This window comes from Nonomuraea sp. NPDC049649 (assembly GCF_040675175.1).
Classification (GTDB): domain Bacteria; phylum Actinomycetota; class Actinomycetes; order Streptosporangiales; family Streptosporangiaceae; genus Nonomuraea.
In genome coordinates this window covers 237,855-264,809 of sequence record NZ_JBFAOH010000003.1, presented here as the reverse complement: position 1 = coordinate 264,809, position 26,955 = coordinate 237,855, and the positions used below count along the sequence as shown (strand labels likewise).

General features: G+C 72.0%; 26 protein-coding genes. 10 read left to right on the top strand and 16 right to left on the bottom strand.

What is annotated here, in order from left to right; all coding sequences use genetic code 11:
• Positions 1–10 precede the first annotated feature (10 nt).
• Positions 11–1,858: an alpha/beta hydrolase gene (locus AB0J42_RS06535; RefSeq protein WP_364289597.1), complete on the bottom strand. Its 1,848-nt coding sequence runs from the start codon at positions 1,856–1,858 to the stop codon at positions 11–13.
• A gap of 71 nt (positions 1,859–1,929) precedes the next feature.
• Complete coding sequence (locus AB0J42_RS06530; protein WP_364289595.1) at positions 1,930–2,235, bottom strand: hypothetical protein; 306 nt, start codon at positions 2,233–2,235, stop codon at positions 1,930–1,932.
• 161 nt (positions 2,236–2,396) lie between these two features.
• Between AB0J42_RS06530 and AB0J42_RS06525 the strand changes: the two genes are divergently transcribed.
• Both AB0J42_RS06525 and AB0J42_RS06520 read left to right on the top strand, forming a co-directional pair.
• Positions 2,397–3,932: an aldehyde dehydrogenase family protein gene (locus tag AB0J42_RS06525; RefSeq protein ID WP_364289593.1), complete on the top strand. Its 1,536-nt coding sequence runs from the start codon at positions 2,397–2,399 to the stop codon at positions 3,930–3,932.
• 107 nt (positions 3,933–4,039) lie between these two features.
• Positions 4,040–5,347: a CehA/McbA family metallohydrolase gene (locus tag AB0J42_RS06520; protein WP_364289591.1), complete on the top strand. Its 1,308-nt coding sequence runs from the start codon at positions 4,040–4,042 to the stop codon at positions 5,345–5,347.
• A 3-nt stretch (positions 5,348–5,350) separates the two neighbouring features.
• Here AB0J42_RS06520 and glnII read toward each other — a convergent pair whose 3' ends face one another.
• The 3 genes from glnII to AB0J42_RS06505 all read right to left on the bottom strand — a co-directional run bounded on the left by glnII (position 5,351) and on the right by AB0J42_RS06505 (position 9,764).
• A complete protein-coding gene (glnII, locus tag AB0J42_RS06515) occupies positions 5,351–6,370 on the bottom strand; it encodes a glutamine synthetase (protein WP_364289589.1) in 1,020 nt (339 codons plus the stop codon).
• A gap of 113 nt (positions 6,371–6,483) precedes the next feature.
• Positions 6,484–9,105 carry an AAA family ATPase gene (locus tag AB0J42_RS06510; protein WP_364289587.1) on the bottom strand — a complete coding sequence of 874 codons (2,622 nt, stop codon included), beginning with the start codon at positions 9,103–9,105 and terminating at the stop codon, positions 6,484–6,486.
• 11 nt (positions 9,106–9,116) lie between these two features.
• On the bottom strand, positions 9,117–9,764 hold the full coding sequence (locus AB0J42_RS06505; protein ID WP_364289585.1) for a hypothetical protein: 648 nt from the start codon (positions 9,762–9,764) through the stop codon (positions 9,117–9,119).
• Positions 9,765–9,997: 233 nt separating this feature from the next.
• On the opposite strand from AB0J42_RS06505, the gene AB0J42_RS06500 reads away from it, so the two are divergent.
• The gene (locus tag AB0J42_RS06500; RefSeq protein ID WP_364289583.1) at positions 9,998–10,330 is read left to right on the top strand and encodes a carboxymuconolactone decarboxylase family protein; all 333 of its coding nucleotides are present in this window, start codon (positions 9,998–10,000) and stop codon (positions 10,328–10,330) included.
• A 291-nt stretch (positions 10,331–10,621) separates the two neighbouring features.
• On the top strand, positions 10,622–11,365 hold the full coding sequence (locus tag AB0J42_RS06495) for an SDR family oxidoreductase (RefSeq protein ID WP_364289581.1): 744 nt from the start codon (positions 10,622–10,624) through the stop codon (positions 11,363–11,365).
• Positions 11,366–11,567: 202 nt separating this feature from the next.
• Here AB0J42_RS06495 and ugpC read toward each other — a convergent pair whose 3' ends face one another.
• A complete protein-coding gene (ugpC, locus tag AB0J42_RS06490; protein ID WP_364289579.1) occupies positions 11,568–12,788 on the bottom strand; it encodes a sn-glycerol-3-phosphate ABC transporter ATP-binding protein UgpC in 1,221 nt (406 codons plus the stop codon).
• Positions 12,789–12,969: 181 nt separating this feature from the next.
• On the opposite strand from ugpC, the gene AB0J42_RS06485 reads away from it, so the two are divergent.
• Positions 12,970–14,034 (top strand): LacI family DNA-binding transcriptional regulator, encoded by a 1,065-nt coding sequence (locus tag AB0J42_RS06485; protein ID WP_364289577.1) that lies wholly within the window; start codon positions 12,970–12,972, stop codon positions 14,032–14,034.
• Between the two features lie 7 nt (positions 14,035–14,041).
• On the opposite strand, the gene AB0J42_RS06480 is transcribed toward AB0J42_RS06485, so the two are convergent.
• On the bottom strand, positions 14,042–14,527 hold the full coding sequence (locus tag AB0J42_RS06480; RefSeq protein ID WP_364289575.1) for a glutathione peroxidase: 486 nt from the start codon (positions 14,525–14,527) through the stop codon (positions 14,042–14,044).
• A 425-nt stretch (positions 14,528–14,952) separates the two neighbouring features.
• Between AB0J42_RS06480 and AB0J42_RS06475 the strand changes: the two genes are divergently transcribed.
• Positions 14,953–15,444 (top strand): transglycosylase SLT domain-containing protein, encoded by a 492-nt coding sequence (locus AB0J42_RS06475; protein WP_364289573.1) that lies wholly within the window; start codon positions 14,953–14,955, stop codon positions 15,442–15,444.
• 24 nt (positions 15,445–15,468) lie between these two features.
• Here the strand turns inward: AB0J42_RS06475 and AB0J42_RS06470 are convergent, their stop codons facing one another.
• Together AB0J42_RS06470 and AB0J42_RS06465 are read right to left on the bottom strand one after the other, a co-directional pair.
• Positions 15,469–16,110, bottom strand: coding sequence for a TetR/AcrR family transcriptional regulator C-terminal domain-containing protein (locus tag AB0J42_RS06470; protein WP_364289571.1), 642 nt, complete (start codon positions 16,108–16,110; stop codon positions 15,469–15,471).
• Between the two features lie 43 nt (positions 16,111–16,153).
• The gene (locus tag AB0J42_RS06465) at positions 16,154–16,627 is read right to left on the bottom strand and encodes a nucleoside deaminase (protein WP_364289569.1); all 474 of its coding nucleotides are present in this window, start codon (positions 16,625–16,627) and stop codon (positions 16,154–16,156) included.
• 57 nt (positions 16,628–16,684) lie between these two features.
• On the opposite strand from AB0J42_RS06465, the gene AB0J42_RS06460 reads away from it, so the two are divergent.
• Both AB0J42_RS06460 and AB0J42_RS06455 read left to right on the top strand, forming a co-directional pair.
• A complete protein-coding gene (locus AB0J42_RS06460; protein ID WP_364289567.1) occupies positions 16,685–18,466 on the top strand; it encodes an ABC transporter ATP-binding protein in 1,782 nt (593 codons plus the stop codon).
• Positions 18,463–20,286, top strand: a complete 1,824-nt coding sequence (locus AB0J42_RS06455) for an ABC transporter ATP-binding protein (protein WP_364289565.1) — start codon at positions 18,463–18,465, stop codon at positions 20,284–20,286. Before AB0J42_RS06460 ends, AB0J42_RS06455 begins: the two co-directional genes overlap by 4 nt.
• On the opposite strand, the gene AB0J42_RS06450 is transcribed toward AB0J42_RS06455, so the two are convergent.
• The 5 genes from AB0J42_RS06450 to AB0J42_RS06430 all read right to left on the bottom strand — a co-directional run bounded on the left by AB0J42_RS06450 (position 20,283) and on the right by AB0J42_RS06430 (position 22,470).
• Positions 20,283–20,693 carry a hypothetical protein gene (locus tag AB0J42_RS06450; protein WP_364289563.1) on the bottom strand — a complete coding sequence of 137 codons (411 nt, stop codon included), beginning with the start codon at positions 20,691–20,693 and terminating at the stop codon, positions 20,283–20,285. The genes AB0J42_RS06455 and AB0J42_RS06450 overlap by 4 nt on opposite strands.
• 103 nt (positions 20,694–20,796) lie before the next feature.
• A complete protein-coding gene (locus AB0J42_RS06445; protein WP_364289561.1) occupies positions 20,797–21,105 on the bottom strand; it encodes a hypothetical protein in 309 nt (102 codons plus the stop codon).
• Between the two features lie 114 nt (positions 21,106–21,219).
• Positions 21,220–21,555 carry a DUF202 domain-containing protein gene (locus tag AB0J42_RS06440; RefSeq protein WP_364289559.1) on the bottom strand — a complete coding sequence of 112 codons (336 nt, stop codon included), beginning with the start codon at positions 21,553–21,555 and terminating at the stop codon, positions 21,220–21,222.
• A gap of 2 nt (positions 21,556–21,557) precedes the next feature.
• Positions 21,558–21,884, bottom strand: a complete 327-nt coding sequence (locus AB0J42_RS06435) for a DUF202 domain-containing protein (protein WP_364289557.1) — start codon at positions 21,882–21,884, stop codon at positions 21,558–21,560.
• Between the two features lie 190 nt (positions 21,885–22,074).
• Entirely contained in the window at positions 22,075–22,470 is a 396-nt protein-coding gene (locus AB0J42_RS06430) for a hypothetical protein (RefSeq protein ID WP_364289555.1), read from the bottom strand.
• A gap of 82 nt (positions 22,471–22,552) precedes the next feature.
• Between AB0J42_RS06430 and AB0J42_RS06425 the strand changes: the two genes are divergently transcribed.
• On the top strand, positions 22,553–22,810 hold the full coding sequence (locus AB0J42_RS06425; RefSeq protein WP_364289553.1) for a UBP-type zinc finger domain-containing protein: 258 nt from the start codon (positions 22,553–22,555) through the stop codon (positions 22,808–22,810).
• Positions 22,811–22,820: 10 nt separating this feature from the next.
• Here the strand turns inward: AB0J42_RS06425 and AB0J42_RS06420 are convergent, their stop codons facing one another.
• A complete protein-coding gene (locus AB0J42_RS06420; protein ID WP_364289551.1) occupies positions 22,821–23,960 on the bottom strand; it encodes a hypothetical protein in 1,140 nt (379 codons plus the stop codon).
• Positions 23,961–24,185: 225 nt separating this feature from the next.
• Here AB0J42_RS06420 and AB0J42_RS06415 point away from each other — a divergent pair, with 225 nt between their 5' ends.
• Positions 24,186–26,168: an ATP-dependent DNA helicase gene (locus tag AB0J42_RS06415; protein ID WP_364289860.1), complete on the top strand. Its 1,983-nt coding sequence runs from the start codon at positions 24,186–24,188 to the stop codon at positions 26,166–26,168.
• A gap of 7 nt (positions 26,169–26,175) precedes the next feature.
• Here AB0J42_RS06415 and AB0J42_RS06410 read toward each other — a convergent pair whose 3' ends face one another.
• Positions 26,176–26,931 (bottom strand): SGNH/GDSL hydrolase family protein, encoded by a 756-nt coding sequence (locus tag AB0J42_RS06410; protein ID WP_364289549.1) that lies wholly within the window; start codon positions 26,929–26,931, stop codon positions 26,176–26,178.
• Positions 26,932–26,955 lie beyond the last annotated feature (24 nt).

The following is a 26,955-nucleotide window of genomic DNA, read 5'->3' as shown; positions in this document are numbered from 1 at the left end:
TACGGACTGACTACACCGTCGGTCCCGCCTGCCGGGGAGCGCTGAACCGTACGCCGTCGAAGGTCCCGGTGATCGCCGGCCGGTCTTCGGCGGTGAACGCCGCCCAGCTCATCCGCACGTCATGGACCCGCCTGCCGGCGGAGACCCGCAGCTCCGCGGCGGCCGTCCCGTCGCCGCCGAGCCGGATCTCCCCGCTGACCTCGACACCGGGGACGTACCGAACCCGGTCCAGCCCGACCGAACCGTCCCCGAACGTCACCCGGCCCCCGCGCAGCCCCGGCTCATCCGTGGCTCCGGCGTAGAGCATCGTGGCCGGGTTACGCCGGGCGACAGCGTCGGCCGCCGTCGCGAAAGCGCCTCCGAGCAGCGCCCGCCGCCTGCCGTCCAGCCCGGCGGCGGGCACGGCGGCGACCTGCGCCGGCGACCGCGGGAAGGCACCGACGGCGCGGTAGTTCTCCGCCGTGCACGAGGCACCACCCGTCACCGGCCCGTCCCGGTCCTCGGCGTGAAGATCACCCGGCACCCGGCCTTCGGTGAGGAAGTCCCGCATGACGCCGCGCACGCACTCCGTCATGTCGCCCCGCCCCATCGCGAGGCTGTGGCCGCCGAACGGGACGCGCAGGAACGTGGCACCCGGGAAGGCTTGCAGCGCCTCGGCGACCTCGGCGGGCCGCATGGTGTCGAAGTCGCCGCCGACGGCGAGGACCGGCACGTCCGGCAGGGCGAGACCGGGCGGCACCGGGGCGCCTGCACCGGCCGGCACGGGCCAGTGCAGGCAGAAGTCGAGATCCGTCAGCGCGCCCACGTCGGAGGGCTCGTACGGGGCGAGCGGCCGCTCCTCGCGGAAGTGGCGCTCCAGCTGCTCCAGCCGCTCGGCCGGGGAGGCGTCCCGGTCGTAGACGAACGCCTCGTCGTTGCAGCGGTGCGCCAGATAACCGGCCCACTCGGGGCCTTCCAGAGGCGGCCCCACGGTGTCCGGCACGCGGCGGGCCAGGCGCCGCAGCGGTTCCCGGTCGCCGCGCAGATAAGCCGTGGCGGCGGCGGTGGCCTCCCGGCCGATCACCGGTTCGTACGCGGAGCCGAGGGACACGAGCCGGGCGATCGACACCTCCGGGTCGGGGTGCGCGCGGACCTTCTTCACCAGCCTGGACCAGGTGCCGCTCGCCGACCCGGGCAGCGTCCGGCAGGCCCGCGACCGCTCGCACACCAGGTCGAGCCCGTGGACGGCGCTGCGGAGCGGCCAGCGCGCGTACCCCTCGGGCGAGACGGTGACGGTGCTGTCGAGGAAGACGGCGTCCAGCGCGCCGGGGTGCCGCGCGGCGTACGCCTGCGCGTACAGGGTGCCGTAGGAGTTGCCGTAGAAGGCGACGGAGGGGACGCCGAGCGCCCGCCGCACCGCGTCCATGTCGTTCACCACCTGCCCGGCGGTGAAGAACAGGGCGCGCGGCCCGAGATGATCGGCGCAGGCGGCGACGCTCGCCGGATCCGTCAGCTTCAGGCCCGGGCAGAGCAGCGGCGAGGACTCCCCCAGCCCGCGCGGCTCGACGACCAGCAGGTTGTGGTGGTCGAGCACGGGACCGAGCGCCTGCTGGACGGCGGGCAGGGCGGATAAGGCGGGGGCGGGCCCGCCGGGGTTGGCGAGGACGGTGCCGCGCGCCCGTTCCTTCGCCGGGATCCACGCGAACGCGACGCTGATCCGCTCCGACGCCGGGTCGTCCCAGTCGAGCGGCACCGAGATCGTCCCGTCGCATCTGGTCACCGCCCCGGCGCACTCGCGGACGGCGGAGGCGGCGGCGGGCACGGGCTGGGCGATCGATGCGGCCGCCACGAGCCCGGCGGCCAGGGTTCGAGTGAGCATGCGTTCATCGTCCGGCGGCGGATCGCCCCTTTCCTCCGCCACCGGCACGAAATCCACCTAGGAGCGAGCTCCTACGCGCTGGCGAACAGGTCGTAGTGGTCCACCGTCAGCTCCTTGCCGACCAGGAAGCGCTCGTCCTCCGGGTAGAAGACCGCCACCGACGGGTCCTCACCGGCGAACGCTTTGACGGCCTCCCACGAGTCCCACATGGTGATGAGGAAGAACTCGGTGCGCTCCCCCGCGTCGCGGCGGGTGAAGTAGGCGCCCCGGTTGCCGGGGGTGGCGGTGTACTCGGCGAACCCGGTGCGCATCAGGTACGCCTCGTAGTCGGCCGCGTCGGCGGCGCGCGTCCAGCCTCTCCAGGTACGAATGATCATAGGCGTCACGCTAACTCCCGGCTCTCCAGCGCGCGTCCGGCGGAAGCCGGGAAAATACGCCTGTGCGCGGCGAAGACCAGGTTTTCAGGGGTTACGCCCCGAGGGTTGGGGATTTTCCTGGGAGATGATTGTCTGTCCGGAGAACCTGCGAGGAGGCACCGGTGACCCGTCAGATTGTTTCGGTCGTAGGTGGCAAGGATGCCGCCGGCGAGGACACGTACACCTCGGTCAATCCCGCCCGGCTAGGCGAGGTGGTGGCGCGGGTGGGCCTGGCCGGCGCCGACACGTTCGCCGGCGCCTGCCGGACCGCCGGGGACGCCCAGCGGGAGTGGGCGAAGGTCCCGGCCCCGGTCCGCGGCCGGGTGGTCGCCTCGATCGGCCGGCTGGTGGAGGCCAACGCGGAGAGCCTGGCCGCGCTGGTCACCGAGGAGATCGGCAAGCCGTACGCGGAGGCGCTCGGCGAGGTGCGGGAGATCGTCGACACGTGCGACTTCTTCCTCGGCGAGGGCCGCAGGCTGTACGGGCAGACGGTCCCGTCGGAGATGCCGGACAAGAACCTGTTCACCTTCCGCAACCCGGTCGGCGTGGTCGCGGTGATCACGGCGGGCAACTTCCCGGTGGCGGTCCCGTCGTGGTACCTGGTGCCGGCCCTGCTGTGCGGCAACGCGGTGGTGTGGAAGCCGGCCGAGTACGCGGCGGCGTCGGCGCACGCGATGTACCGGCTGTTCGCGGCGGCGGGCCTGCCCGACGGGGTGCTGAACGTGGTCTTCGCCGACGGCTCGCAGACCTTCGCGGGCCTGGAGAAGGCGCTCGGCGAGGGCACCCTGCACAAGATCGGGTTCACCGGGTCGAGCGAGGTGGGCAGGAAGATCGGCGAGCTGGCGGGCCGTCACCTGCAGTCGCCCTGCCTGGAGCTGGGCGGCAAGAACCCGATGGTGATCATGCCGGACGCCGATCTGGACCTGGCGGTGGAGGGCGCGCTGTTCTCCGGGTTCGGCACGGCGGGCCAGCGCTGCACCAGCCTGGGCACCGTGATCGTGCACGAGAGCGTCCACCGGGACTTCACCGACCGCTTCGCCCGGGCGCTCGACGCCGCCCGCGTCGGCGACCCGCGCGAGGACGTGCTGGCGGGCCCGCTGCTCGACCGGAAGTTCGCCGACCGGTTCGAGGAGTTCCTGACCTGGATCCAGCCCCACCACCGGGTCGTCTCGGGCCCGACCGGGCGGATCACCGCCGACAACCCGCGCGGCGGCTTCACCGGCGACGGCGGGCTCTACTACCACCCGGTGGTGGTCGACGGGGTCCGCCCGGACGACCGGATCTTCCTGGAGGAGACGTTCGGCCCGATCGTCGGCGTCACCACGTTCACCGGCATGAGCGAGGCGATCGAGCTGGCCAACCGGCCCGGCTACGGCCTGTCCAGCTCCATCTACACCACCGACCCGAAGCACGCGTTCGCGTTCCGCGAGGGCGTCTCGGCGGGCATGGTCAGCATCAACAACTCGACGTCCGGGGCCGAGGCGCACCTGCCGTTCGGCGGCAACGGCAAGTCGGGCAACGGCAGCCGCCAGTCGGGCATGTGGGTGCTCGACCAGTTCACCCGCTGGCAGTCGATGAACTGGGACCACTCCGGGCGGCTGCAGAAGGCGCAGATGGACGTGGCGGAGATTACCCCCGATCTCGGGTTCCGGCTCTAGGTCTTTACCACGTGGTGTAAGAGAAGCCACCCCGCCGGGCAGGGGGCCCTTCCCGGCGGGTGACGGCCATGTCACGATAGGCAACCTTCGATCACGGGGAGAAGCCGATGCGTGACTATCTGAGACCATTACCTGGTCGGCCGGTCCTCCGCCTGCGGGCCGGCTTCCCGTGCCGCTGGAGCGTGCGCACCCGCGACGGGCGCGGCTGGTGCCCGCCGGGAACGGTCCCGGCGCGCGATCTCGGCGGCCTGCCGTACTTCCACGGCGACGATCTCGTCCTGCCGGTGCCCCGCGAACCGGTCACGGTCCGGGCGGCGAGGGGCACGGAGTACGGGTGCGCGGAGACGACGCTGCTGCCCGGCGACGGCGAGACGCTGGTGGAGCTGACCCCGCCGCGGCTCTACGACGCGGCGGCGCGCGGCTGGTACGGCGCCGACCTGCACGTCCCGCTGACCCGGCCGCCCGCCTGGGTGGCCGCCGCCCAGCAGGGCGAGGGCCTGCACGTGGTCAACGTGGCCCCGGGCGACGGCGAGACGCTGGAACACTGGTCGGGCCGCGACCTGCCCTGGTCGGACGACGGGCGCCTGGCCCGGGTCGACCTGGTCCTGCCGATGCCGGGCCTGGACGCCTGGCCGCTGTCCAGCGTCGCGCGGCGCGAGCTGCGCGCCCGCGGCACCCTCGTCGGCTACGCGAACGCCTGCGACCGGCCCGACAGCACGGCCGACCAGCTGATGAGCGGCGGCGACCCGGGCTTCGACGCGCGCCTGGCCGTGGTGGACGCCGCGCTGGGGCTGGCCGACGCCTTCCCGTCGCCGCTCGGCTCGCCGCGCGCCTACCGGCGGCTGATCGGCGCGGGCAACCGGGTGGCGGCGGCCGGCGGCCGTACCCGCCGCCTCGGCCCGATAGGGCGGGAACGCACGTACGCGCGCGTCGACGGGCCGCTCACCTCCGGCGCTTACGCGGAGGCGGTGCGGCGGGGCCGCACGTTCGTCACCACCGGCCCGTTCCTGGAGCTGGAGGTGGACGGCCGGGGGCCGGGCGACACGCTCGACCTGGCCCCGGGCGGCACGGCCGGGGTGACGGCGCGGGTGCTCGGAGACGGGGTGACGCGGGTGCGGCTGCTGACCGCCGACGGCGAGCTGGCGTCGGGGCCGCCCGGCGAGGTGGCCGCCGTCCTGCCGGCGGAGCGTCCGACGTACGTGGTCGCGGTCGCCGAGGGCGGCGGCCGGGTGCTCGCCCACACCAGCCCCGTCTACCTGGACGTGCGTCACCGGCGGGTGACCAGGGAGGAGGACGTGACGTACTGCCTGCGCTGGCTGGACCTGCTGGAGAAGGAGATCAGGGACCGGGCCGCCGAGGAGGGCCTGGAGGTGCTGGACGAGGCGCGCCGCGTCTACCAGGCCCGGCTGCGCTGACGGTCAGACCTGGCCGGCCTTCTCCAGGGCGGCGCAGCAGGTGCCGACCAGGAGGCGGGTGACCACGTACGGGTCGACGTTGGCGTTCGGGCGGCGGTCCTCGATGTAGCCCTTGCCGTCGGCCTCGACCTGCCACGGGATGCGCACGGACGCGCCGCGGTCGGCGACGCCGTAGGAGTACTCGTGCCAGGCGGAGGTCTCGTGCGCCCCGGTCAGGCGGCTCTCGATGTCGGCGCCGTACTGGCTGACGTGCTCCATCGGCTTGTCGCCCTCGCCGAGCGCCTCGCAGGCGGTGATGACCGCGTCGTAGCTCTCCCGCATGGCCCGGGTGGAGAAGTTGGTGTGGGCTCCGGCGCCGTTCCAGTCGCCGCGGGCGGGCTTGGCGTCGAGCGTGGCCTCCACGCCGAACTCCTCGGCGGTGCGGTAGAGCAGGTAGCGGGCCACCCAGACGTGGTCGGCGACCTCGACCGGGCCGGCCGGGCCGATCTGGAACTCCCACTGGCCGGGCATCACCTCGGCGTTGATGCCGGAGATCTTCAGCCCGGCGGCGAGGCAGCGGTCGAGGTGCAGCTCGACGATGTCGCGGCCGAACACGGCCTCGGCGCCGACGCCGCAGTAGTAGTGGCCCTGCGGGGCGGGGAAGCCGCCCTCGGGGAAGCCGAGCGGGCGGCTGCCCTTGAAGAAGGTGTACTCCTGCTCGATGCCGAACCACGAGTCCTGCTCGGCGAACTGCTCGGCGACCGGGCGGAGCATGGCGCGGGTGTTGGTCCGGTGCGGCTCGCCGTCGACGTGCTCGACCTCGCACAGGACGAGCCGGTCGGCGCCGCCGCGGATCGGGTCGGGGCAGGTGAACACGGGGCGGAGTACGAGGTCGGATCTGGGGCCGGCGGCCTGGTTGGTGCTGGAGCCGTCGAAGCCCCAGACCGGCGGCTCCGCTCCGTCGGCCAGGATCCGGGTCTTCGAGCGCAGCAGGGCGGTGGGTTGGGTGCCGTCGATCCAGATGTACTCGGCCTTGTAGGTCACAGCGGTCCTCTCCCCGTAAGCGTCAGCCACGCCGAGTCTTGCCGACCACCGTTTCCCGATTTTTGCCCTTATGTGACAGGCGTGTTAACCCGCGCGTCTTTTCCGGATTCCGGTCAGGCGGTCCCGTGCCGCCGGTTCCCGTCGTAACCGAGCAGGCGCATCGCGGTGTCCGGGTCCAACGCCGCCGCCAGGAACTGGGCGCGGGCGTGCGCCTCGTCCCGGTCCCGCTCCGCCTTCGCCTGAGCCGTACGCATCGCCTTGACGGCTGCGGAGGTGAGCCCGACCCCGGCCACCACCGCGACCACCACCACGAACAGCGTGATCAGCAGCCACGGCGAGGCGGCGGCCAGCGGATCGGGCGCGGCGGCAACACCACTCTCCGACCCTGCGGCAGGCGTCGTGGCCAGCACCCCGGTCAGCGCCAGCGCGAAAATGATCGCCACCCCGACCAGCGTGAACACACTCCCCGCGACCACCCACACCCGCCCCCGGCCCGCACTCTCCGTGTCATGCGATCCCCCAGCCCACGGCAGAAACTCCGCCGACATGTCAGATCTCCCTCCGGAAGAGACCGCGGCCCCCACGCCGGGGATGGCCAGTTGGCTCCTGCCTGCAAAACCCCCACCGGGAGCCGTGCCAGGGGGAACCTCGCCGTGGAAGGTCGTGGTGGCGTTCACCGGGGTCGGGGGACGCTTTCCTGGCACGTACGGAAGCTGCCGGGCTGGGCGGCGGCGTTCCCGGTGCGCGCTGACCGCTTCCGCGTGATACTCCTCCAGTTCCCGGAAGAGGTCGTCGGAGGCGTAGGCCGCGCCGTCGACGAGCGGTCCCCGCCGCCGCTGGAAGATCGCCACCACGTCGGCGGCGCTCACCGTCCGGTGCGTCTCCAGCGCGTGTGCCAGGCACAGCACCTCGCGCCGGTGCTCGCGGAGCAGTTCTCCCGTCTTCTCCAGCAGGCGCACCAGCCTGTCCTCGATCCGCTCTGCCAGGGGCGGTTCGCCGATCTTCAGGTCCCGGAGGGCGGGAAGCGAGGAGACGTTCGTCCCCATCCCCCAGGACGACTCCATGAGCGCGCTCAGGAAAGTAGCCGCGTGCAGGTCCCCCGAGACGTCCGAGGAGCTGTCGTCATCGAAGAACATCCGCTCCCCCGCCAGGGAGGCGAGCGAGACCATCACGTCCGCCTCGTACTCCGACCTCCAGCGCATCGCCCGGCCCCCAGTCCCGGCGACGGCGACTTTCTCGATGGTGACGACGTCGGTCTCCAGGTGGCGGCGCGTCACGTACGCGACCACCGCGTGGCAGGCCTCGTGCACAGCGGCCGCGTGCCGCTCGCGCTCGACCTGATCGGCGGGCGTGCCGAGCCGTCTGACCCGCAGGGCGTGCAGGACGTCCGCCCAGGTGACGCCCTCCCGCCCGTCGCGGAGTGCGGCGAGCAGCGACTCGTTGACCAGGTCCTCGATGGCGGCGCCGGTCGCGCCCGGGGTGAGCGCGGCGAGCCGGTCGATCTGGTCCGCGGTCAGCGTGTGCGCCACCTTGCCCAAGTAGCCGCGGTAGGTGCGCACCCGCCCGGCCCAGGACGGGTGGCCGACCTCGCAGACCCGGTCGACGCGCCGCAGCAACTCGTCATCCAGGCCGTCCGGCCGCCCGGCGGTCAGCACGACGAGGACGCGGTACGGCGGAGCGGACCGCATCCCCAGCAGCCGCCCGACCACGGTCGGCCTGCGCGGCCCGCGCAGCGCGGCCAGTTCGCTGACCAGCGCCCGCCCGCCGCCGGTGAGGGACCCGTCTTGTGAGGCGAGCAGCGCACGGCTCTCCTGCGACAGGTGGCCGAGGCCGTGACAGCCCGAGAAGTCGGCATCCCGCCTCGCCGGGCCGAGGGCGTCCAACCCGTCGAAGAGGACGACCACCCCGCCGTAGCGGCGCGCCAGCCGGCGGAGCCTCCAGAAGAGCGCCCTGACTTTGAGCCCGCCCGCCTCCGCTGGCCCGCCGGTGAGCGCGCCCGCCTCCACGACCACATACGGTGTGCCGGTCTCTCCGGCGACGGCCTCGGCGATCAGTTTCTTGCCGGTGCCCGGCGGCCCCCACAGCAGCAGCGTGCCTGGCGCGTACCCGCCCCGCTCCTCGATCGCGCCGGGTCTCGCCAGGAAGAGGGCGCTCTCCCGGGCCCGCTCGACCGCGCGGTCCTGCCCCCACACGTCGGCGAAGCGGACCCGGATGTCGCCGGGAAGACACGTCCGCACGCCGCCCCTGGACAAGATCAAGACCAGTCCGGCCGCCAGAGCAATGGCCAGCAAGGACACCAGCACGGCCTGCACCGCGAACGGCAGCGGCCCGAACAGCATCGCCGGGACGTGGAACAGCGCCTGCGGCGGGCTGGTGCCGAGCATCACGGCGAGCAGCCCCACCAGCAAGGCGATCTTCATAACGCGTGCGAGCCTCGGGTCGGCACGGCCGGAGACGCCGCCCCAGAACCGGCGGTAGGCCGCCCAGCGCTCGCTCATCAAAAGATGGGCCTGCCGGGCCGCTTCGGCCCCCATCAGCCAGAAGATCCACGGGTGCTCGCCGGAGACCGTCCGCGCCCCGTCGGCGAACGGCATGACGCCCGCGTACTCCGCCGTCACCTTCCAGGTGAGCAGCAGGTGTACCGCGGCCAGCCCGAGGAGGATCTTGACCCGGTCCCAGAGCCGCGTCCTCGTGGCACCAGGGGCGCGCAGCTCGTCATGGCGCGTGGTCGTCACGGGATGCCCCCTCATCCGGGCAGTCTGAGCAGGCGGAAGGAACCGGCGATCTCGTCGAACTCGCCGGCGCGCGCGGCGAAGCAGTCCGCCTCGCAGGCGAGGAGCATCACCGCCAGGCTGGTGCCGGTGTCGTCCAGGATGGCCGTCTGGTCGAACGTCTGGACGGTGCCGCCGATCCGGTAGTTGTAGCGGACCCGCACGCCCCTGGCCCCGCCGTCGAGGGCGAGCTCCAGGTCCATGAGCGGCTCGAAGTGGCTGAAGGCCGGTGCCCGGCCCGACTCCAGCTCCGCCGTCAGGTAGGCGGTGCGGGTCCGGTCGGTGACCGGCAGGAGGAAGTCCCGCATCCGGTTGAGCGAGATCTCGTTCCGCTGGCGGTCGGTCAGGCGGTGGACGGTCACGTACACGAACGGGTCCGCCGAGCCGAACAGGTGCTCGGGCGCGGGGCTGGCCGCCTGGTCGAAGGCGGCCGACCAGGACGCGGGGTCGGCGGGGGCGTCGCGGGACAGCACCCGTTCGAGCGCGTAGGCGTCCACCCGGGAGAAGGAGGCGGGCACCTTGAAGTAGGCGGTGCCGTCCCGGTCGCGCACGTAGTGGAAGGCGGGCTGGCCGCACGCGGGCAGGGTCACCGCCACGGCGACGAGCGCGACCCACTTCTTCACCAGGGCTGACCTCCGCTTGACGAGGCACCGCAGTTGTTGTGCCCGCTTTCTCCGGAATTGAGCCCTGCACTTTGCGGAAATCTTGACCAAATCTTGGCCTTAGATTGGTCTCGACCGTTACAGATCAGCAGGATTACCTGTCGTCATGGCCTGACTTCCGCTCGCCCCTCTTGGTCACCGCGAAGGAGTGGCCCAAGATGAAGCCACCCCCCTTCACGCGACCGGAGCGCACGATGACAGAACCGGCAGGCCCGGCCACGGAGACCGTCGACTCGTACGGCATGACGGCGGAGCGCGCCTTCGCCGACCTCTGGTCGCGGGAGACGCTCTCCCTCCGAGAACGCCGCCTGCTCCTGCTCGGCCTCCTCGTGGGCCTGGGCATCGACGACCAGGTGGCGATCCACCTCGACGCCGCCCTGCGCACCGGCGACCTGGACGAGACAGAACTGCGCGAGGTCGTCGTCTTCCTCACCCACTACGCCGGCTGGGCCCGCGGCACCCAGCTCAACACCCAGGTCGAGAACCTGATCGAGACGGTCAGACGCGAACGCGCCCCCAGACACTGACGCCCCTCCACGCCACCTTCCGGGTTCTCACCACCTACGCCCACACCTCCTGTTTTCCCCACCCACGCCCACGCCTTCCGGTTTCCCCACCTACGTCCACACCTCCCGGTTTTCACCCTTACGGCGGAGCAGGCGGGCCGAAGGCTCGCTAACGGCGCCCAGCCCGAGGGGTTTCCCAAATGGCCTTTGATTTTTGCCCTTGGCTTTTGGGTTTCCACCCCTGCACGAACAGCACTTCCAGAGCAACCACCGCCGCGACGGAGCCCCTCGCACCCGCGTTAAGGTTTCAGCATGCCTACCGCACTGATCACCGGCGCCACCGCCGGCATCGGCGCCGCCTTCGCCCGCCGCCTGGCCGCCGACGGTTTCCGACTGGTCCTGGTGGCCCGTGACGAGCAGCGGCTCGGTGAGTCCGCCGAACGCCTGAGGATGAGGTACGGGGTCGAGACCGAGGTCCTGCCGGCCGACCTGTCCACCGACGAGGGCCTGGCCCGGGTGGAGGAGCGCTGCCGGGCGGGCGTCGACCTGCTGGTGAACAACGCCGGTTTCGCGCAGCGGCACGACTTCCTCGACACGCCCGTGGAGGACGAGCTGCGCATGCTCAAGGTCCACTGTGAGGCGGTGCTGCGGCTGACGCTGGCGGCGCTGCCGGGGATGCGCAAGCGCGGCAAGGGCGCGGTGGTCAACGTCGGTTCGGTGGCGGGGTTCTTCACCCGCGGCACCTACAGCTCGTCCAAGGCCTGGGTGGCCAACTTCAGCGAGTCCACGGCGGCGGCGATCCCCGAGCCGGGTGTCAAGGTGATGGTGCTCTGCCCGGGGTTCGTGCGGACGGAGTTCCACCAGCGCGCCTCGATGGACATGTCCGGCATGCCGGGGTTCATGTGGCTGAACGCCGACAAGGTCGTGGCCGAGGCGCTGCGCGATCTGGCGCTGGGCAAGTGGGTCTCGATCCCGAGCCTGCGCTACAAGGCGATCGTCGCGGTCGGCAGGTTCCTGCCGCGCCGCCTGGTCGCGGAGCTCTCCGCCCGCATCTGACGCGTGCTTCTCACCGCGACACGGCTTCAAGAACACAGAACCCTTTTGGGGAAACCCCTCGGGCTGGGCGCCGTCAGCGAGCCTTCGGCCCGCCTGCTCCGCCGTAGGCGGTGAAAATCACGGAACCACAGGGAACGGGACGGGCCCTCGCCGCGGGAGGGGGTCGCGATGAGGGCCCGGGAATCGGAAGCCGGAGTGCGGGTCAGCGGCCGACGTTGGCCGGGTGGCCGATGGCCAGGCCGCTGGCCTTGTCGAAGAAGTGCAGGTTGTGGGTGTCGACGACGAGGTCGATGGACTGGCCGTGGCGGACGTGGCTGCGGGCGTTGACCCGGGCGGTCCACAGCGACTTGTCGCCCGACAGCGGCAGCGAGGCCTCCTCGTCGTCGCCCGTGTCGGCGGCGGCGACGGTGTCCTTGTGCTCGACCGGCGGGGCGTCGATCAGGAACAGCACGTTGATCTCGGAGCCGAGCTCCTCGGTGACCTCCGCCTTGGCGGTCAGGGTCGCCCAGCCGTTGTCGGCGTGGGCGCCGGCGGAGGCGGCGTCCTCGAAGTCGGACGGGCGGATGCCGAGGATGACCTTCTTGCCGAGGTACTGCTCGAGGCCGGGCTTGTCGTTGAAGGTGGAGTCGGGGATGGGCAGCCGGTAGCCGGCGAAGGCGACCGCGACGCCGCCGTCGCGGACCAGCTCGGCCTCGACGAAGTTCATCGACGGCGAGCCCATGAACCCGGCGACGAACAGGTTGACCGGCCGGTCGAAGAGGTTCTGCGGGGTGTCGACCTGCTGGAGCAGGCCGTCGCGGAGGACGCAGACGCGGTCGCCGAGGGTCATGGCCTCGACCTGGTCGTGGGTGACGTAGACGGTGGTGACGCCGAGGCGCTCGTGCATCTGGTTGAGCGAGGCGCGCATGGAGACGCGGAGCTTGGCGTCGAGGTTGGACAGCGGCTCGTCCATGAGGAAGGCCTGCGGCTCACGGACGATGGCGCGGCCCATGGCGACTCGCTGGCGCTGACCACCGGACAGGGCGGCGGGCTTGCGCTTGAGGTAGGTCTCCAGGCCGAGCATCTTGGCCGCTTCCTGGACCCGCTGCTGGATCTCGGCCTTGGGCATCTTGCGCAGCTTGAGGCCGAAGGCGAGGTTCTCCTCGACCGTCATGTGCGGGTAGAGCGCGTAGTTCTGGAACACCATCGCGATGTCGCGGTCCTTCGGCGGCAGGTGGTTGACCACCTTGTCGCCGATGGAGATCTCACCGGCGCTGATGTCCTCCAGGCCCGCGATCATGCGGAGCGCGGTGGACTTACCGCAACCGGAGGGGCCGACCAGCACCATGAACTCGCCATCCTTGATCTCAAGGTTGAGCCCGTTCACAGCTTTGACGCCACCGGCGTAGATCTTGTCGACATTGTTCAGAACGATGGATGCCATGACAGTCCTTCACACTGCAGGGCAAGGCCCCGGTTTGTCGGTGCGGAGAGTCCACACGCGTGGATACGTTTTCAAGCATCCCACCGCGAAGGCGACATACCTGTCAAGCGTTTCCGGCTAATCCGGCCATACAGGAACGACGAACTTCCCGAAACGGCGAAAGCGTGATGGAATCGTTTCCATGGAAAAGCGGGCGACGATCAAGGATGTGGCCGAGGCGGCGGGCGTGGGCATCGCCACCGTCTCCAGGGTGCTGTCCGGCGGTTCGGCCAGCCCCGAGACCCGGGAGCGGGTGCTGGCGGTCGCAGCGCAGCTCGACTACCGCCCCAGCGCGACCGGGCGCAACCTGCGCCAGCGCCGCACAGGCGGGCTCGGGCTGCTCGTCCCCGACGTGACCGACACGTTCTTCGGGCGGCTCGCCGACGGCGTGCTCGCCTACGCCCGCTCGGCCGGGGAGCCGGTCGTGCTGGCCGCGACCGGCGCCGACCCGGAGCAGGAGTCGGAGATGATCGGCATGCTGCTGGAGCAGAGCGTGGACCGGGTGGTCGCGGTCCCGGCGGGCGACGCCGAGACGTGGCGGCCGGCCGTCAGGGCGGGGATGACCGTGGTCTTCGCCGACCGCCTGCCTCTGGAGTCCGCCGACGGCGCCGAGCCGGACGACGACGCCCCCGACCGCGACCTCCTGCTCCTCGACGGCCTGCCGGTGGCCGCGCCCCCGCGCCCGCTGGACGCCCCGGCCGTCCTCGCCGACGACCGGTCGGGCATCCGCACGGCGGTGCGCTACCTGACCGGGCTCGGCCACCGGCGCATCGCCTACCTGGGCGGGCCCGGGCACCACGGGCGGGTGGAGGCGTTCCGCGAGGCGCTGGGGGCGCCGGTGGACGAGGAGCTGATCGTCTTCGCCACCGGGACCCGCGACTCCGCCTACGCCGCCGCGTCGGGGCTGTTCCAGAGCCGTCCGGACGTGACGGCGGTGGTGGCGGGCGGCAACGTGCTCGGCGAGGCCGCGGTGCTCGCGGCCAGGGAGCTGGACCTGCGGGTGCCGCAGGACGTGTCGCTCATCATGTTCGACGACGTCCCCTGGGCTGAGCTGTGCTCGCCGCCGCTGACGGTGATCGCCCAGCCGGGGCGCGACATCGGCTACCGCGCGGCGGAGCTGGCCCTGCGCACCGGCGCCCGCCGCCCGCGCACGGTGGTGCTCCCCACGGAGCTCATCGTGCGGGCCAGCTGCGGCCCGCACCGCTGAGGAGGCGTCAGAGGACCTTCTCGATGGCCGCCACGACCGCCGGGTCGGTGGGTGCCGTCCGGGGGCGGAAGCGGGCCACCACGGCGCCCTCGCGGTCCACGAGGAACTTCTCGAAGTTCCACTGCACGTCGCCGGCCTCGCCCTCGGCGTCCGGCGCCTGCACCAGCCGCTCGTAGAGGGCGTGCCGGCCGGGGCCGTTCACCTCGGCCTTGGCCAGCAGCGGGAAGTCCACCCCGTACGTGGTCGAGCAGAACTCCTGGATCTCCTCCGCGCTCCCCGGCTCCTGCCCCATGAACTGGTTGCAGGGCACGCCGACCACGCTGAACCCGCGCGGCCCGTACTCCTGGTGGAGCTTGACGAGGTCGGTGTACTGCGGGGTGAGGCCGCACTTGGAGGCCACGTTGACGATGAGCAGGGCCTTGTCGCCGGCGAGGGCGGCGAGGGTGGTCGGCTCGTCCGCCAGGGTGCTGACCGGAATTTCACGAAGGTTCATGGCCTGACCATATGAGATGCCGCCGGTCCCGCCGGAACCGCGTGTCGCGTCCAGGGACCGTGCCAATCCCACGGCTGGGGCTGATCCAAACCCCAGGCTTGCGCGTGTTTCCCGGAAAGCGTGGGCCATGATCGCGCCGGGCCGCTCCATCCGGGCCCAACGAGACCGCCCATTGTCCGCATCGATCCCGCAAACACCTGTCCTTCGCGTGTCCCGGGTTCCGGAGACGCGTGCTCGCGCGTACTAGAAATCCGGCTAACAGGACATGTCGTGGAGCTCTCCGGGCCGGTCGGCGAAAGCCGGCCGGAGCAAGGATCCCGGAGGGCCGCGCGGACCTGTCCCGTCCGAGCCACGGACGCGGACCGGCAGGGCGCCGGGGAAGCGAAGCGCGCCCGTCCGCACGCGACCCGACCGCGAGGATCGAATTGGACAGCAAGCGCACACTACGCAGCACGATCGTGACCCTGGCCGCCGTCACCGCCGCGCTCGGCGGGATGGAGCTGGCGGCACGAGCCGACACGGAGAGCCGCGAGGGCGGCTACGCCGAGGCGCCGGTGACGCAGGTCCGTACGTGGCGGACCAGCGCGGAACCCCGGGTCACGGCCCGCCTCCCGCGGCACAAGAGCAAGCGTTTCGCCCTCGACCAGGTGGTGCGCAGGTCATGGGGCCTGCGCGAGTACAAGTGCCTGGACAGCCTGTGGACCAGGGAGAGCGGCTGGAACCACCGCGCCGTCAACCGTTCGTCCGGCGCCTACGGCATCCCGCAGGCGCTGCCCGCCGGCAAGATGCGGGGAGCGGGCAAGGACTGGCGGCACAATCCGAAGACCCAGATCCGCTGGGGTCTGGCCTACATCAAGGGGAGATACGGCAGGCCGTGCGGCGCCTGGGGGCATTTCAAATCACACAACTGGTACTGACCGGCACCGGAGGGCATCCGCGGCTCACCGGGTGCCCTCCCTCCGGGCGGGGTGGACCGCGATCGCCTGGATGAGCAGCTCGACCCCGAACTCGAACTCCGCCTCGGGATCGTCGTGGCCCAGCAGCTCCGACAGCGCGCTCACCTCGGGGAACAGCTCCGGATCGACCTCGCCCGCGTCGATCGCCGAGCCCCGGGCGGGGGCGAAGCCGGGCGTCACGCCGACCTCGCGCAGCAGCGAGCCGACGATGAAGGTGATGAACAGCCGCATCACCCGCACCGCGTCGGCCCCGTCGAACCCGGCGCTGCGCAGCGTCGCCAGGGCCCGCTCGACCGGCAGCAGCACGGCGTGGCCGTGGAGCTGGCGGCTGACGACGAGCATCGTGCAGCGCGGGTAGTGGTGGGCGATCTGGCGGAAGGCGCGGGCCTGCATGCGGACCCGGTCGGTCCAGTGGGCCTCGGGGTCGTCGGTGAACTCGATCTCGCTGAGCACGCTCTCGGCCACCGCGTCGAGCAGGGCGTTCTTGCTGGGCACGTGGTTGTAGAGCGACATGACGCCGACGCCCAGCTCGGAGGCGATGCGCCGCATGGAGACGGCGTCGGCGCCCTCGCGTTCGACGAGTTCGACCGCGGCGGCGACGATCCGGGCGCGGGACAGCGGGGCCATGCCTCATTCTAGGCAGCCGCCGCGCGCCCGGGCGCCGCCAGGTCTAGGAGTGGAAGCGGCGGTGCAGGTCCTTGACCTGGTCGGCGAGCTCGGGCACGGGACCCTCCACCACCGCGCCCGGCACCACCTCGCGGATCGGCAGCGTGCGCACCGGCGGCGCCGGGACCCCCAGCTCGCGCAGCCACTCGGCCAGCTGCGCGGAGGAGGAGGCGTAGACGATCCTGCCGAGCCCCACCCAGCCGTGGGCGGCCGCGCACATCGGGCAGTGCTCCCCCGAGGTGTAGACGGTGGCCGCGGCGCGTTCCTCCGGGCTCAGGTGGGCGGCGGCCCAGCGGGCGAGCTCGAACTCCGGGTGGCGGGTGTGGTCGCCGGTCTCCACCACGTGGTTGTGGTCTTCCTGCAGGACCGTGCCGTCCGCGCTCACCAGCACGGAGCCGAAGGGCTCGTCTCCGGCGGCTAGCGCCTGGGCCGCGAGCTCGACGCATCTGCGCAGGTGACGAAGGTCTGTCTCGTTCATGAGACCCACCATGCCATGCCGGAAAACGGCTTGAGGTGCCGTACTAGCCTTGGAGGAATGCCTCCTGATACGCGCGTTCCCCGTCGTTCCCTGCTCGAAAAGGTATCTCTCTGGCGGTTACGAGGCTATCTCCGCCCTTATGTCGGAAAACTCATCTTCTGCTGGCTGGCCGCGGTCGCCGGCATCGCCGCCAGCATCGCGTTACCGCTGGTAGGCGAGCGGGTCGTCGACGGGCCGGTCCGCGACGGAGACGCCGGGGCGCTGCTGCTGCTCGGGTCCGTCGCGCTGGGGCTGGGCATCGTCGAAGCGCTTCTCATCTTCCTGCGCCGGTGGACGCAGATCGGCCCGGTGCTCGGGCTGGAGACGCGCATCCGCGACGACCTGTACGCGCACCTGCAGCGGCTGCCGATGAGCTTCCACGGGCGGTGGCAGTCGGGCCAGCTGCTCTCACGGGCCACCACCGACCTGTCGACGATCCACCGGTTCCTCGGCTTCGGCATGCTCTTCCTGGTCATGAACATCCTGCAGCTGGTCACGGTGACCGTGCTGCTGCTCAACATGTACTGGCCGCTGGGCGTGCTGGTGACCGTCTCGGCGGTGCCGATCGTCACGCTGTCGCTCCGGTTCGAGAAGCGCTACATCCGCATCTCCCGTCAGGTGCAGGACGAGCAGGGCGACCTGGCGACGCTGGTGGAGGAGTCGGCCCTGGGCGTCCGCACGATCAAGGCGTTCGGCCGCCGCCACCACGTGTTCGAGCGCTACGACGAGGCGGCGCGCAAGCTGTACGGGACGTCGATGGAGAAGGTGCGGCTGTCGGCGCGGTTCTTCACCTTCCTGGAGGTCATCCCGAACGTCACGCTGGCGCTGGTGCTGCTGCTCGGCGCGCTGGCCGTGGGGCAGGGCTCGCTGACGCTGGGCGCGCTGTTCGCCTTCACCACCCTGATGCTGCAGCTGGTGTGGCCGATCGCCAGCCTCGGCTACCTGCTGGCCATGGCGCAGGAGGCGATGACCGCCGCCGACCGGGTCCTGGAGGTCCTGGACACGGTTCCGGAGATCCAGGGCGGCCGGGCCCGCATCGAGCGGCCCCGCGGCCACCTGCGGTTCGAGGGCGTGGAGTTCCGCTTCCCGGGCGCCGACCGGCCGGTGCTGCGCGACCTGTCGCTGGAGGTGCGGCCGGGCGAGACGGTCGCGGTGGTGGGCGCCACCGGGTCCGGCAAGACCACGCTGACCGCGCTGGTGCCGCGGCTCCTCGACGTCACCGCGGGCCGGGTCACGATCGACGGCCACGACGTGCGCGACCTGGAGCTGACCGAGCTGCGCTCGATCGTGGCGACCGCGTTCGAGGAGCCGACGCTGTTCTCGATGAGCGTGCGCGAGAACCTGACGCTCGGCCGCCGCGACGCGACCGAGGAAGAGCTGGAGCGGGCGATCCGCACCGCGCAGGCGATGTTCGTGTACGACCTGCCGTGGGGCCTCGACACCCGGATCGGCGAGCAGGGCATGTCGCTGTCGGGCGGCCAGCGGCAGCGGCTGGCCCTGGCCCGGGCGGTGCTGAGCAAGCCGCGGATCCTGGTGCTCGACGACACCCTCTCGGCGCTGGACGTCGAGACCGAGGCGCTGGTGGAGGCCGCGCTGCGCGAGGTGCTGCGCGAGGCGACCGGGATCGTGGTGGCGCACCGGGCCTCGACCGTGCTGCTGGCCGACAAGGTGGCGCTGCTCGCCGGCGGCACGATCACGCACGTCGGCCGCCACCACGACCTGCTGGCCGAGGTGCCCGAGTACCGGGAGCTGCTGGCCCAGGACGCCGATCTCGACCCGTCGGAAGGAGCCCTGCGTTGACCACCGCCACGACCGGCTGGCGCGGCGTCGCCTCCGAGAACCAGGACGAGCTGTCCGACCAGGTGAGCGGCCTGCTGCGGGCCCGTTCGCGCAGGCTGCTGGGCGACCTGCTGGCCCCGCACCGCAAGACCATCGCGCTGCTCACCGCGGTCGTCATCGCCTCCAGCGGGGCCGGGCTGGCCATCCCCTACCTGGTGAAGGTGGGCATCGACGAGGGCATCCCGCCGATGCAGCGCGGCGCGGGGCCGGGCACGCTGCTGATGGTGGTGGGCGTGATCCTGGCGGCGGCGGCCGCGCAGGCGCTCACCCGGCAGGCGTTCCTCACCATGTCGGGCCGGATCGGCCACGGCATCCTGCTGGAGCTGCGCCGGCGGGTGTTCGACCACTTCCAGCGGCTGTCGCTGAGCTTCCACGAGAAGTACACCTCCGGCCGGGTCATCTCGCGGCTCACCTCCGACGTCGAGGCGATCGCCGAGCTGCTGCAGGCCGGTTTCGACCGGCTGGTCACAGCGGTGCTGACGATGGCCGGCACCGCCGTGCTGCTGCTCGTGCTGGATGTGAAGCTGGGGCTGGTGGCGCTGGTCCCGCTGCCGATCCTGCTGCTGTTCACCCGGTGGTTCCGCCGGCAGTCGGCGATCGCCTACCGGCGCGCCACGGAGACGGTGGCGCTGGTCATCGTGCACTTCGTGGAGTCGATGACCGGCATGCGGGCGGTGCAGGCGTTCCGCCGCGAGCCGCGCAACCAGGAGATCTTCGCACGGCTCAACGACGACTACCGCGAGGCCAAGGCGCGCAGCATGAGACTGGTCGCGCTCTTCACGCCGGGCGTCAAGCTGATCGGCAACGTGACGGTGGCGGCCGTGCTCTTCTACGGCGGCTGGCTGGCCTTCCACGGGGAGGTCACCGTGGGCGTGCTCACCGCCTTCCTGCTCTACCTGCGCGGCTTCTACGAGCCGATGCAGGAGATCAGCCAGTTCTACACCACGCTGCAGTCGGCCGGCGCGGCGCTGGAGAAGCTGTCGGGCGTGCTGGAGGAGGAGCCGTCGGTGCCCGAGCCGCGCGCGCCGCGCCCGCTGCCGGGGGCGCGCGGCGAGGTGCGCTTCGAGGGCGTACGGTTCGCGTACGTGCCGGAGATGCCGATCCTGCCCGGCCTGGACCTGACAGTGCCCGCCGGGCAGACCGTGGCGCTGGTCGGCTCCACCGGGGCGGGCAAGACGACGCTGGCCAAGCTGATCTCCCGCTTCTACGACCCGACCGCCGGGCGGGTGCTGCTGGACGGGGCCGACCTGCGCGAGCTGGACGAGACGACGCTGCGCCGGGCGGTCGTCATGGTGACCCAGGAGAACTTCCTGTTCAACGGGTCGGTGATGGACAACATCCGGTTCGGCCGGCCGGACGCCTCCGAACGGCAGGCGCGGGAAGCGGCGCAGGCGATCGGCGCGCACGACTTCATCATGTCGCTGCCCGACGGCTACGACACGGACGTGGGCAAGCAGGGCGGGCGGATGTCGGCGGGCCAGCGGCAGCTGGTGGCGTTCGCGCGGGCGTTCCTGGCCGACCCGGCGGTGCTCATCCTGGACGAGGCCACCTCCAGCCTGGACGTGCCGAGCGAGCGGCTGGTGCAGCGGGCGCTCCGCACCATCCTCGCCGACCGCACGGCGCTGATCATCGCGCACCGGCTGTCGACCGTGGAGATCGCCGACCGGGTGCTGGTGATGGAGCACGGCAGGATCGTCGAGGACGGGCCGCCGGACCGGCTGATCCGCTCCGACGGCCGCTTCGCCGGCCTGCACCGCGCCTGGCTGGAGAGCCTCTCCTAGTGCGGGTGCGCGGTGGCCGCCCACTCCACGACCCGGTACGCCTCGTACGCGGCCGCCACCAGCGCCGGCACCCCGAGCGCGACCAGCAGCCGGTGGTGGCGCGGCGCCCGTCTCGCCGTCACCGGCGGCGGGACGGCGCCGGGCGCCGCCGGGTGCGCCGGTTCCGGATCGGCCGCCGAGATCAGCTCCGGGTGACGGGCGAGATAGCCGTCGGGGAACGTGGTCACCGCGAAGGCGCCGCAGGCCGGGCAGCACGCGCCCGACCAGGGAGGCTGCACGACGACGCCGTCCCTCAGCCAGGTCTCGCCCCGGTCGCCGAGCCTGACCGTGTAGACCTCCTCCCAGACGTGCCAGCAGCGCAGGCACTCCAGCGGCCAGAGCCTGCGGGCACCGGATTCGTCGTGCATGGGAACCTCCCCCGGGGGTCAGGGATCGTCATCCGCACGAAGTGTCCGCCCGGGCCAAGGCTCCGGCAAGACGGAATTTACGACACTCTCTGTTAGAGAAATATCACCATCTGTTACGCCTCCAGCCGGGGAGACGCCTCGGCGCCGGGCTGACCAGCGGGGTGCTGTCGGGTTCGGCGGGCCGTGGGATCAGCTCCGGATGATGGGCGAGATAGCCGTCGGGGAACTGGACCGTCTGATGGCAGCCGCACCGCGGGCAGATCTCGGCGGCCGAAGGCGGCGGCACCTGCACCCCGCCCCGCAGCCAGATCTCGCCGTCGCGGCCCTCCACCTGCCGGACGAGGTACTCCTCCTCCCACACGTGCCAGCAGGCCCGGCACTCGAAGGGGACCTTCCTGATCTCGTCTTTCATGAGGTCACCTCCCTCTCCTCCGAGTGTCCGCCTCGCCCCCGGGACCCCGCAAGCGGTCGTCACCGCACGAAACCAACCGGTCGGGATAGTCCCGTACTCACGCCCGCCTCGTCCTCACCGCACCGTCAGCACGAACACCAGCGCCCCAGCGACCACGGCGAGCGTGCCGAGCCAGGCGACCACCGCGTCGGCCTTGGCGTTCAGCGGCGCGCCGCCGTGCAGCGCCCGCTGCACCTGACGGAAGCGCGCCCCGGTCCGGATGAGCAGGATCGCGCCGCAGAACGCCGCCAGCGCGAACAGCACCGCGGCCGGGCGCGGCAACCCGGCGGGCACCGCCAGCGCGGCGGCGCCCAGGCCGCCGGTCGCCAGGATGACGGCGGTGCGTACCCAGGCCAGCCGGGTGCGCTCGCTCTGCAGCCCTCGGTCCCAGATCCGGAGCGGATCCTCCATGGTCAGGCCGCTAGCAGGATCATCACCAGGGCCAGCACTGCCACGGTGGCGACCCCGTACCCGAAGACCGACGCCAGCGCGGGCGGCGGGAGAGGCGCCTGGGCGCTCAGCGCGCGCTGGATGTTGCGCCAGCGCGGGTAGGCCATGCCGGCGGCCAGCGCCGACAGCACGACCAGGATGACGGCCAGGGTGGTGCGCAGCCACGGCTCGAACGCCGTGTCGGGAACCGCGGCCATCGCCACCCCGCCCGCGCTGAGCGCCAGAGAGGTGCTCAGCCAGGTGAGGAACGTGCGCTCGTTGGCGAGCGTGAATCGCGGGTCAGGCTCCATGGAAGCACGATATTTCGCGCCTATTCTCCCTAGAGAAAGCGGGTTGACTTGGGTGGTCAGGACCCGGCGCGACGCGCTTTCTCCGTCCACGACCAAGGCTTTCAAAGCAGGACGGCGCGTCCTCGTCTCAGGCCCTTCGAGCAGTACGGCGCGTTCTCGTCTTCCCGGAGAAAGCGATCGACTCCGGCGGTCAGCCGCCGGCGCAGGCCTCGGCGACGCGCTTGACGTAGGCGGCCGTGTCGGTGCCGACCTTCTGGACCGCGTCCACCGCGTCGTTGACGTTCTGCACGTCGATGTTCTTCAGCGTGGTGGCGAGGTTGTCGGAGGCTTCCTTGATGGTGGTGTTGGCGGCCTTGTCGGCCAGGTCGTTGAGCTTGGCGGCGGTGTCGTCGAGCGCCTTCTCCATCGCCTGCGGGTCGTTAGCCAGGTCGGCGAGCTTCGACGTCAGCTCCGTGACGATCTTGGGAGCCTCCAGGCACGCCTGGGCCCGGTCGACCGTGTCGTTGACCTCGGCGCAGCCGGTCATGACGAGCACGAGAGCGGGGACGGCGGCGAGGGACGCGAACCGGCGGTAGCGGCGGGGCATGCCCCGACCCTACCCATCGCGGCCGACACGCGGCGCGGGCCCCGGATGTGATCGGCGTCACGCGGTGTCTAGGATCGCGGACATGGCTATGTGCGAGCATCTGACCGAGGCGGGAGACCCCGAGGCCCGCACCCCCGAGGGGTGCGAGGAGTGCCTGGCGGCGGGCGGCCGATGGGTTCACCTGCGCCGGTGCCTGTCGTGCGGCCACGTCGGCTGCTGCGACTCCTCCCCGGGCAAGCACGCCACCGCCCACTTCCGGGCGACCGGGCATCCGGTGGTGCGCTCGTACGAGCCGGGCGAGACCTGGTGCTGGTGCTACGCCGACAGCCAGATGGGCTGACGGCGGGCGCTCACCACTCGCGGCGGTCGTGCTGCTCCTCCTGGTCGGGGCGGAGGCGTTCGCCGGTCGAGAACAGCGGCTCGTCCAGGTACGGGCGGCTCCGGTCGGGTTCCTGGTGGCCCATGGACATCAGGGGGTCCGCCGGGTTGGGGGCGCCGTTGTAGTGGTCCTGGCCGTAGCCGGTGTTCTGGCCGTAGCCGGGGTCCTGCCCGTAGGAGGGGTCGACGCCGTAGCCGGGGTCCTGGCCGTACGAGTGGTCGCGCCGGTAGCCGGAGTCCTGGGTGTACGAGGGGTCCTGGCGGTAGCCCTGGTCCTGGTTGTAGTCCTGGCCGTACCCGGGGTCCTGGTTCTGGAACGGGTCCTGGCGGCGGCCCGCGCCCGGGATGCCGTGCATGGGCGTGCCCACGCCGGGCCCGCTGCTCGGCACGGTGCGCGGCTGCTGCTGGTACTGGCCGCCGCCGTAGGAGTCGCCGCGCTGCTCGTAGGAGGGCTCGGCCGGGAAGCCGAGCGGGTCGGTGTGCGGGGGCTGGCCGCCGGGCATCTGGTAGACCGGCTCGGCCTGCTCGTCGGCGTACTGGGGGCCGCTGAAGGGCTGCTGGTCCTGCTGGACGTACTGCGGGCCCGAGTAGGGATCGCGGTAGCCGCCGTCGGGCGCGTACTGGGGGCCGGTGAACGGCTCGTTCGCCTGGTCGGCGTAGTGCTGGCCGCCGTACTGGGGCGTGGCGGTGCCGCGCGGCGGGGTGTTCTCGCCGTGGGAGGCGACGAGCTTGTCCTGGTGGCCGGGGTTGCCCCGGGCGACGAGCACGTCGTTGGGGCCGAGCGGCGCGGCCGGCCGTTCCTCGTGCGGCGGCCGCTGGGCGGGCCGGTGGTAGGTGCCGGTGCCGGGGATCGCCTCGGTGCCGGGGTCGGGGGCGGCGTCGGCCTCGCCGGGCTGGGTCTCGCCGGTGGCCTCGGCATACCCCTCGTCGAGGGTGTCGATCAGGCGGTCGACGTCGTCCAGTGGCATGCGGAAGCTCGCGGTGCACATCTCGCCGCGCCACAGGCTGAGCACGAGCGTGCCCTCGTGCCAGGTGACCCGGAGGCACCGCTCCTGACCTCGGGCATCGAAGAAGACTTCGCCGAACGACGGCAACGGGACAACTTCCGACATGGCAGACATCCTGCTAGTACCAGCCTTTATCCGTCCACTCAACCCCGGAAAACCCTACTAAACCGGACTTCCCATCCCACTCATGAACCCCTCGTTCATATGGCCCCCCGTTGGAGTTGCACCGCCAGTGTCCCACGGGACGCGGCGGCGGGGTCCGCGAATACCCGGATGCGCATGCCCGATCACACAGCCGATCCCATCGCGTCCGGCGCGGCGGACCCCGGAATGCGGGTAGCGTTTAGTGCCGTGCCGGACTCCCATCTCCCACCAGTCGACTCCCTGCTCGCCGCCGCCGTCAACGCTCTCGGAGGGAGCGAGCGGCAAGGTCAGATCACGATGGTCAAGGCGGTGCAGCAGGCCATCGACGACGGCGACCATCTCGCCGTCCAGGCCGGCACCGGCACCGGAAAGTCGCTGGCCTACCTGGTGCCGTCGGTCCGCCACGCGATGCGTACCGACAAGCCCGTGGTCGTCTCCACGGCCACGATCGCGCTGCAGCGCCAGCTCGTCGACCGCGACCTGCCCCGGCTCGCCGAGGCGCTCGGCAAGGAGCTGCCGCACGAGCCGACCTTCGCCATCCTCAAGGGCCGCCGCAACTACCTGTGCCGCTACAAGCTGACCGCCGCCTGGCCCGAGGAGGACGAGCAGGACCAGCTGTTCGACGCCCGCGACGTGAGCGCCACCGGCCGGATGGTCCAGCGCATCCAGGAGTGGGCCGAGGAGACCGAGACCGGCGACCGTGACGAGCTGGTGCCCGGGGTGAGCGAGCAGGCCTGGCGGCAGTTCTCCGTCAGCGCCCAGGAGTGCCTGGGCGCCAGCCGCTGCCCCAGCGGCGCCGAGTGCTTCGCCGAGCTGGCCCGGGCCCGGGCGGGCGAGGTCGACGTGGTCGTCACCAACCACGCGCTGCTCGCCATCGACGCGATGGGCGAGCTGCCGGTGCTGCCCGAGCACGAGCTGGTGGTGGTGGACGAGGCCCACGAGCTGGTCGACCGGGTCACCTCGGTCGTCACCGGCGAGCTGTCGGAGACGTCCGTCGCGCTCGCGGTGCGCCGGGTCGGCCGGCTGATCGACCAGCCGATCGCCGACCAGCTGATGGAGGCGAGCGAGGACCTCAAGGCGCTGCTGGCCGCCGCCCCGCCGGGCCGCGTCGACGAGCTGCCGGAGGTGCTGGCCCTGACGCTCGCGCTCGTCCGCGACAGCGCCGCCCGCTGCCTGACCGCGCTCGGGCCGCGCGGCGGCGACAAGGACGACCCCGACAAGGCCGGCCAACGCAAGGCCGCCTTCACCGCGCTCGACGAGGTCCACGACACCGCCGTGCGCATGCTGGAGGCCTACGGGCACGCCTCCGAGACCGACCGGGCCGAGGTCGTCTGGCTCGACGGCGCCACCGACCGGCGGCCGCCGACTCTCCGCATCGCCCCGCTCAACGTCGGCGGCATGCTCCGCGACAAGCTCTTCGGCGAGCGCACCGTCGTGCTCACCTCCGCCACGCTCGCGCTCGGCGGCAGCTTCGACGGCATGGCCCGCCAGTGGGGGCTCGGCGACGACGGCTGGCAGGGCATCGACGTCGGCTCCCCGTTCGACCACCCGCGCGCCGGCATCCTGTACGTGGCCAAGCACCTGCCGCAGCCCGGCCGTGACGGCCTGCCGCAGGCCTACCTCGACGAGATCGCCGAGCTGATCGAGGCGGCGGGCGGGCGCACGCTCGGCCTGTTCTCCTCGATGCGCGCCGCCAAGGCCGCCACCGAGGCCCTGCGCGACCGCCTCGGCGTGCCGCTGCTCTGCCAGGGCGACGACTCGACGATGCTGCTCGTCAAGCAGTTCGCCGAGGACGAGGAGACCTGCCTGTTCGGCACGCTCTCGCTCTGGCAGGGCGTCGACGTGCCGGGGCCGGCGCTGCGCCTGGTCATCATCGACCGGGTGCCGTTCCCCCGCCCCGACGACCCGCTCACCTCCGCCCGGCAGCGCCACGTCGCCGCCAAGGGCGGCAACGGCTTCATGACGGTCGCCGCGACCCACGCGGCGCTCCTGCTCGCCCAGGGCACGGGCCGGCTGCTGCGCTCCCAGGACGACAAGGGCGTCATCGCGGTGCTCGACCCGCGGCTGGCGACCGCGCGCTACAGCGGCTTCCTCCTCAGCTCGCTGCCGCCGTTCTGGCGTACGACCGACCCGGCCATTCCCCGGGCCGCGCTGCGCCGCCTGCGGTGAGCCGGGGTCACGACCACTGGGAGAGCTCCGGGCGCTTCGGGGACAGCCCGTCGCCCGAGGAGACGCCCCGGATGCGCCGGGCGACCCACGGCACCAGATACTCGCGGATCCACTGCGCGTCCTCGCGGCGCCGGGCGCGCGGGTCGACGCTCCGCTCCGGCCACACCTTGTGCCAGTCGTCGAACGGCACGCCGAGCACGTCGAGGACGCGGGCCGCGACCAGCCGGTGGCCGTCGGCGTTCATGTGGAGGCGGTCCTCGCTCCACGCCCGCCAGTCGCGCAGCCCCTGCATGGACCACTGGTCAACCAGGCGGCACCCGTACAGGTCGGCGATCGAGCGGATGTGCAGGTAGTAGATCGCGAAGCGGCCGCGCAGGCGGCGCATCAGCGGCGTGTCGCGCGGGTCGACCCCGGTGAACAGCAGCACGTCGGCGCCGGTGGCGCGCAGGTCGCGGACGGCGCGCGACAGCTTCTTGGCCATCACGTCGGGGTCGCTGCCGGGGCGCAGCAGGTCGTTGCCGCCCGCGCAGAAGCTGATCAGGTCGGGGGACATCTCGATCGCCAGCGGCACCTGCTCGGCCACGATCTGGTCGAGCAGCTTCCCGCGGACCGCCAGGTTGGCGTAGCGGAAGGACGGGTCGTCCTGGGCGAGCCGTTCGGCGACGCGATCGGCCCAGCCGCGGAAGTGGCCGTTGCTGCCGGGGTCGTTCAGGCCTTCGGTGAAGCTGTCACCGAGAGCGACGAAGGAGCCGTAGTGCCTCATGACCGGGTGTTCATCTCCGCGTTT

What these genes read in the sequence shown, in the direction of transcription:
- AB0J42_RS06535 (WP_364289597.1), bottom strand. Translation starts at nt 1,858, where the DNA reads ATGCTCACTCGAACCCTGGCCGCCGGGCTCGTGGCGGCCGCATCGATC.
- AB0J42_RS06530 (WP_364289595.1), bottom strand. Translation starts at nt 2,235, where the DNA reads ATGATCATTCGTACCTGGAGAGGCTGGACGCGCGCCGCCGACGCGGCC.
- AB0J42_RS06520 (WP_364289591.1), top strand. Translation starts at nt 4,040, where the DNA reads ATGCGTGACTATCTGAGACCATTACCTGGTCGGCCGGTCCTCCGCCTG.
- AB0J42_RS06500 (WP_364289583.1), top strand. Translation starts at nt 9,998, where the DNA reads ATGACAGAACCGGCAGGCCCGGCCACGGAGACCGTCGACTCGTACGGC.
- AB0J42_RS06495 (WP_364289581.1), top strand. Translation starts at nt 10,622, where the DNA reads ATGCCTACCGCACTGATCACCGGCGCCACCGCCGGCATCGGCGCCGCC.
- ugpC (WP_364289579.1), bottom strand. Translation starts at nt 12,788, where the DNA reads ATGGCATCCATCGTTCTGAACAATGTCGACAAGATCTACGCCGGTGGC.
- AB0J42_RS06485 (WP_364289577.1), top strand. Translation starts at nt 12,970, where the DNA reads ATGGAAAAGCGGGCGACGATCAAGGATGTGGCCGAGGCGGCGGGCGTG.
- AB0J42_RS06480 (WP_364289575.1), bottom strand. Translation starts at nt 14,527, where the DNA reads ATGAACCTTCGTGAAATTCCGGTCAGCACCCTGGCGGACGAGCCGACC.
- AB0J42_RS06470 (WP_364289571.1), bottom strand. Translation starts at nt 16,110, where the DNA reads ATGGCCCCGCTGTCCCGCGCCCGGATCGTCGCCGCCGCGGTCGAACTC.
- AB0J42_RS06465 (WP_364289569.1), bottom strand. Translation starts at nt 16,627, where the DNA reads ATGAACGAGACAGACCTTCGTCACCTGCGCAGATGCGTCGAGCTCGCG.
- AB0J42_RS06460 (WP_364289567.1), top strand. Translation starts at nt 16,685, where the DNA reads ATGCCTCCTGATACGCGCGTTCCCCGTCGTTCCCTGCTCGAAAAGGTA.
- AB0J42_RS06450 (WP_364289563.1), bottom strand. Translation starts at nt 20,693, where the DNA reads ATGCACGACGAATCCGGTGCCCGCAGGCTCTGGCCGCTGGAGTGCCTG.
- AB0J42_RS06445 (WP_364289561.1), bottom strand. Translation starts at nt 21,105, where the DNA reads ATGAAAGACGAGATCAGGAAGGTCCCCTTCGAGTGCCGGGCCTGCTGG.
- AB0J42_RS06440 (WP_364289559.1), bottom strand. Translation starts at nt 21,555, where the DNA reads ATGGAGGATCCGCTCCGGATCTGGGACCGAGGGCTGCAGAGCGAGCGC.
- AB0J42_RS06435 (WP_364289557.1), bottom strand. Translation starts at nt 21,884, where the DNA reads ATGGAGCCTGACCCGCGATTCACGCTCGCCAACGAGCGCACGTTCCTC.
- AB0J42_RS06430 (WP_364289555.1), bottom strand. Translation starts at nt 22,470, where the DNA reads ATGCCCCGCCGCTACCGCCGGTTCGCGTCCCTCGCCGCCGTCCCCGCT.
- AB0J42_RS06425 (WP_364289553.1), top strand. Translation starts at nt 22,553, where the DNA reads ATGGCTATGTGCGAGCATCTGACCGAGGCGGGAGACCCCGAGGCCCGC.
- AB0J42_RS06420 (WP_364289551.1), bottom strand. Translation starts at nt 23,960, where the DNA reads ATGTCGGAAGTTGTCCCGTTGCCGTCGTTCGGCGAAGTCTTCTTCGAT.
- AB0J42_RS06415 (WP_364289860.1), top strand. Translation starts at nt 24,186, where the DNA reads ATGCGGGTAGCGTTTAGTGCCGTGCCGGACTCCCATCTCCCACCAGTC.
- AB0J42_RS06410 (WP_364289549.1), bottom strand. Translation starts at nt 26,931, where the DNA reads ATGAGGCACTACGGCTCCTTCGTCGCTCTCGGTGACAGCTTCACCGAA.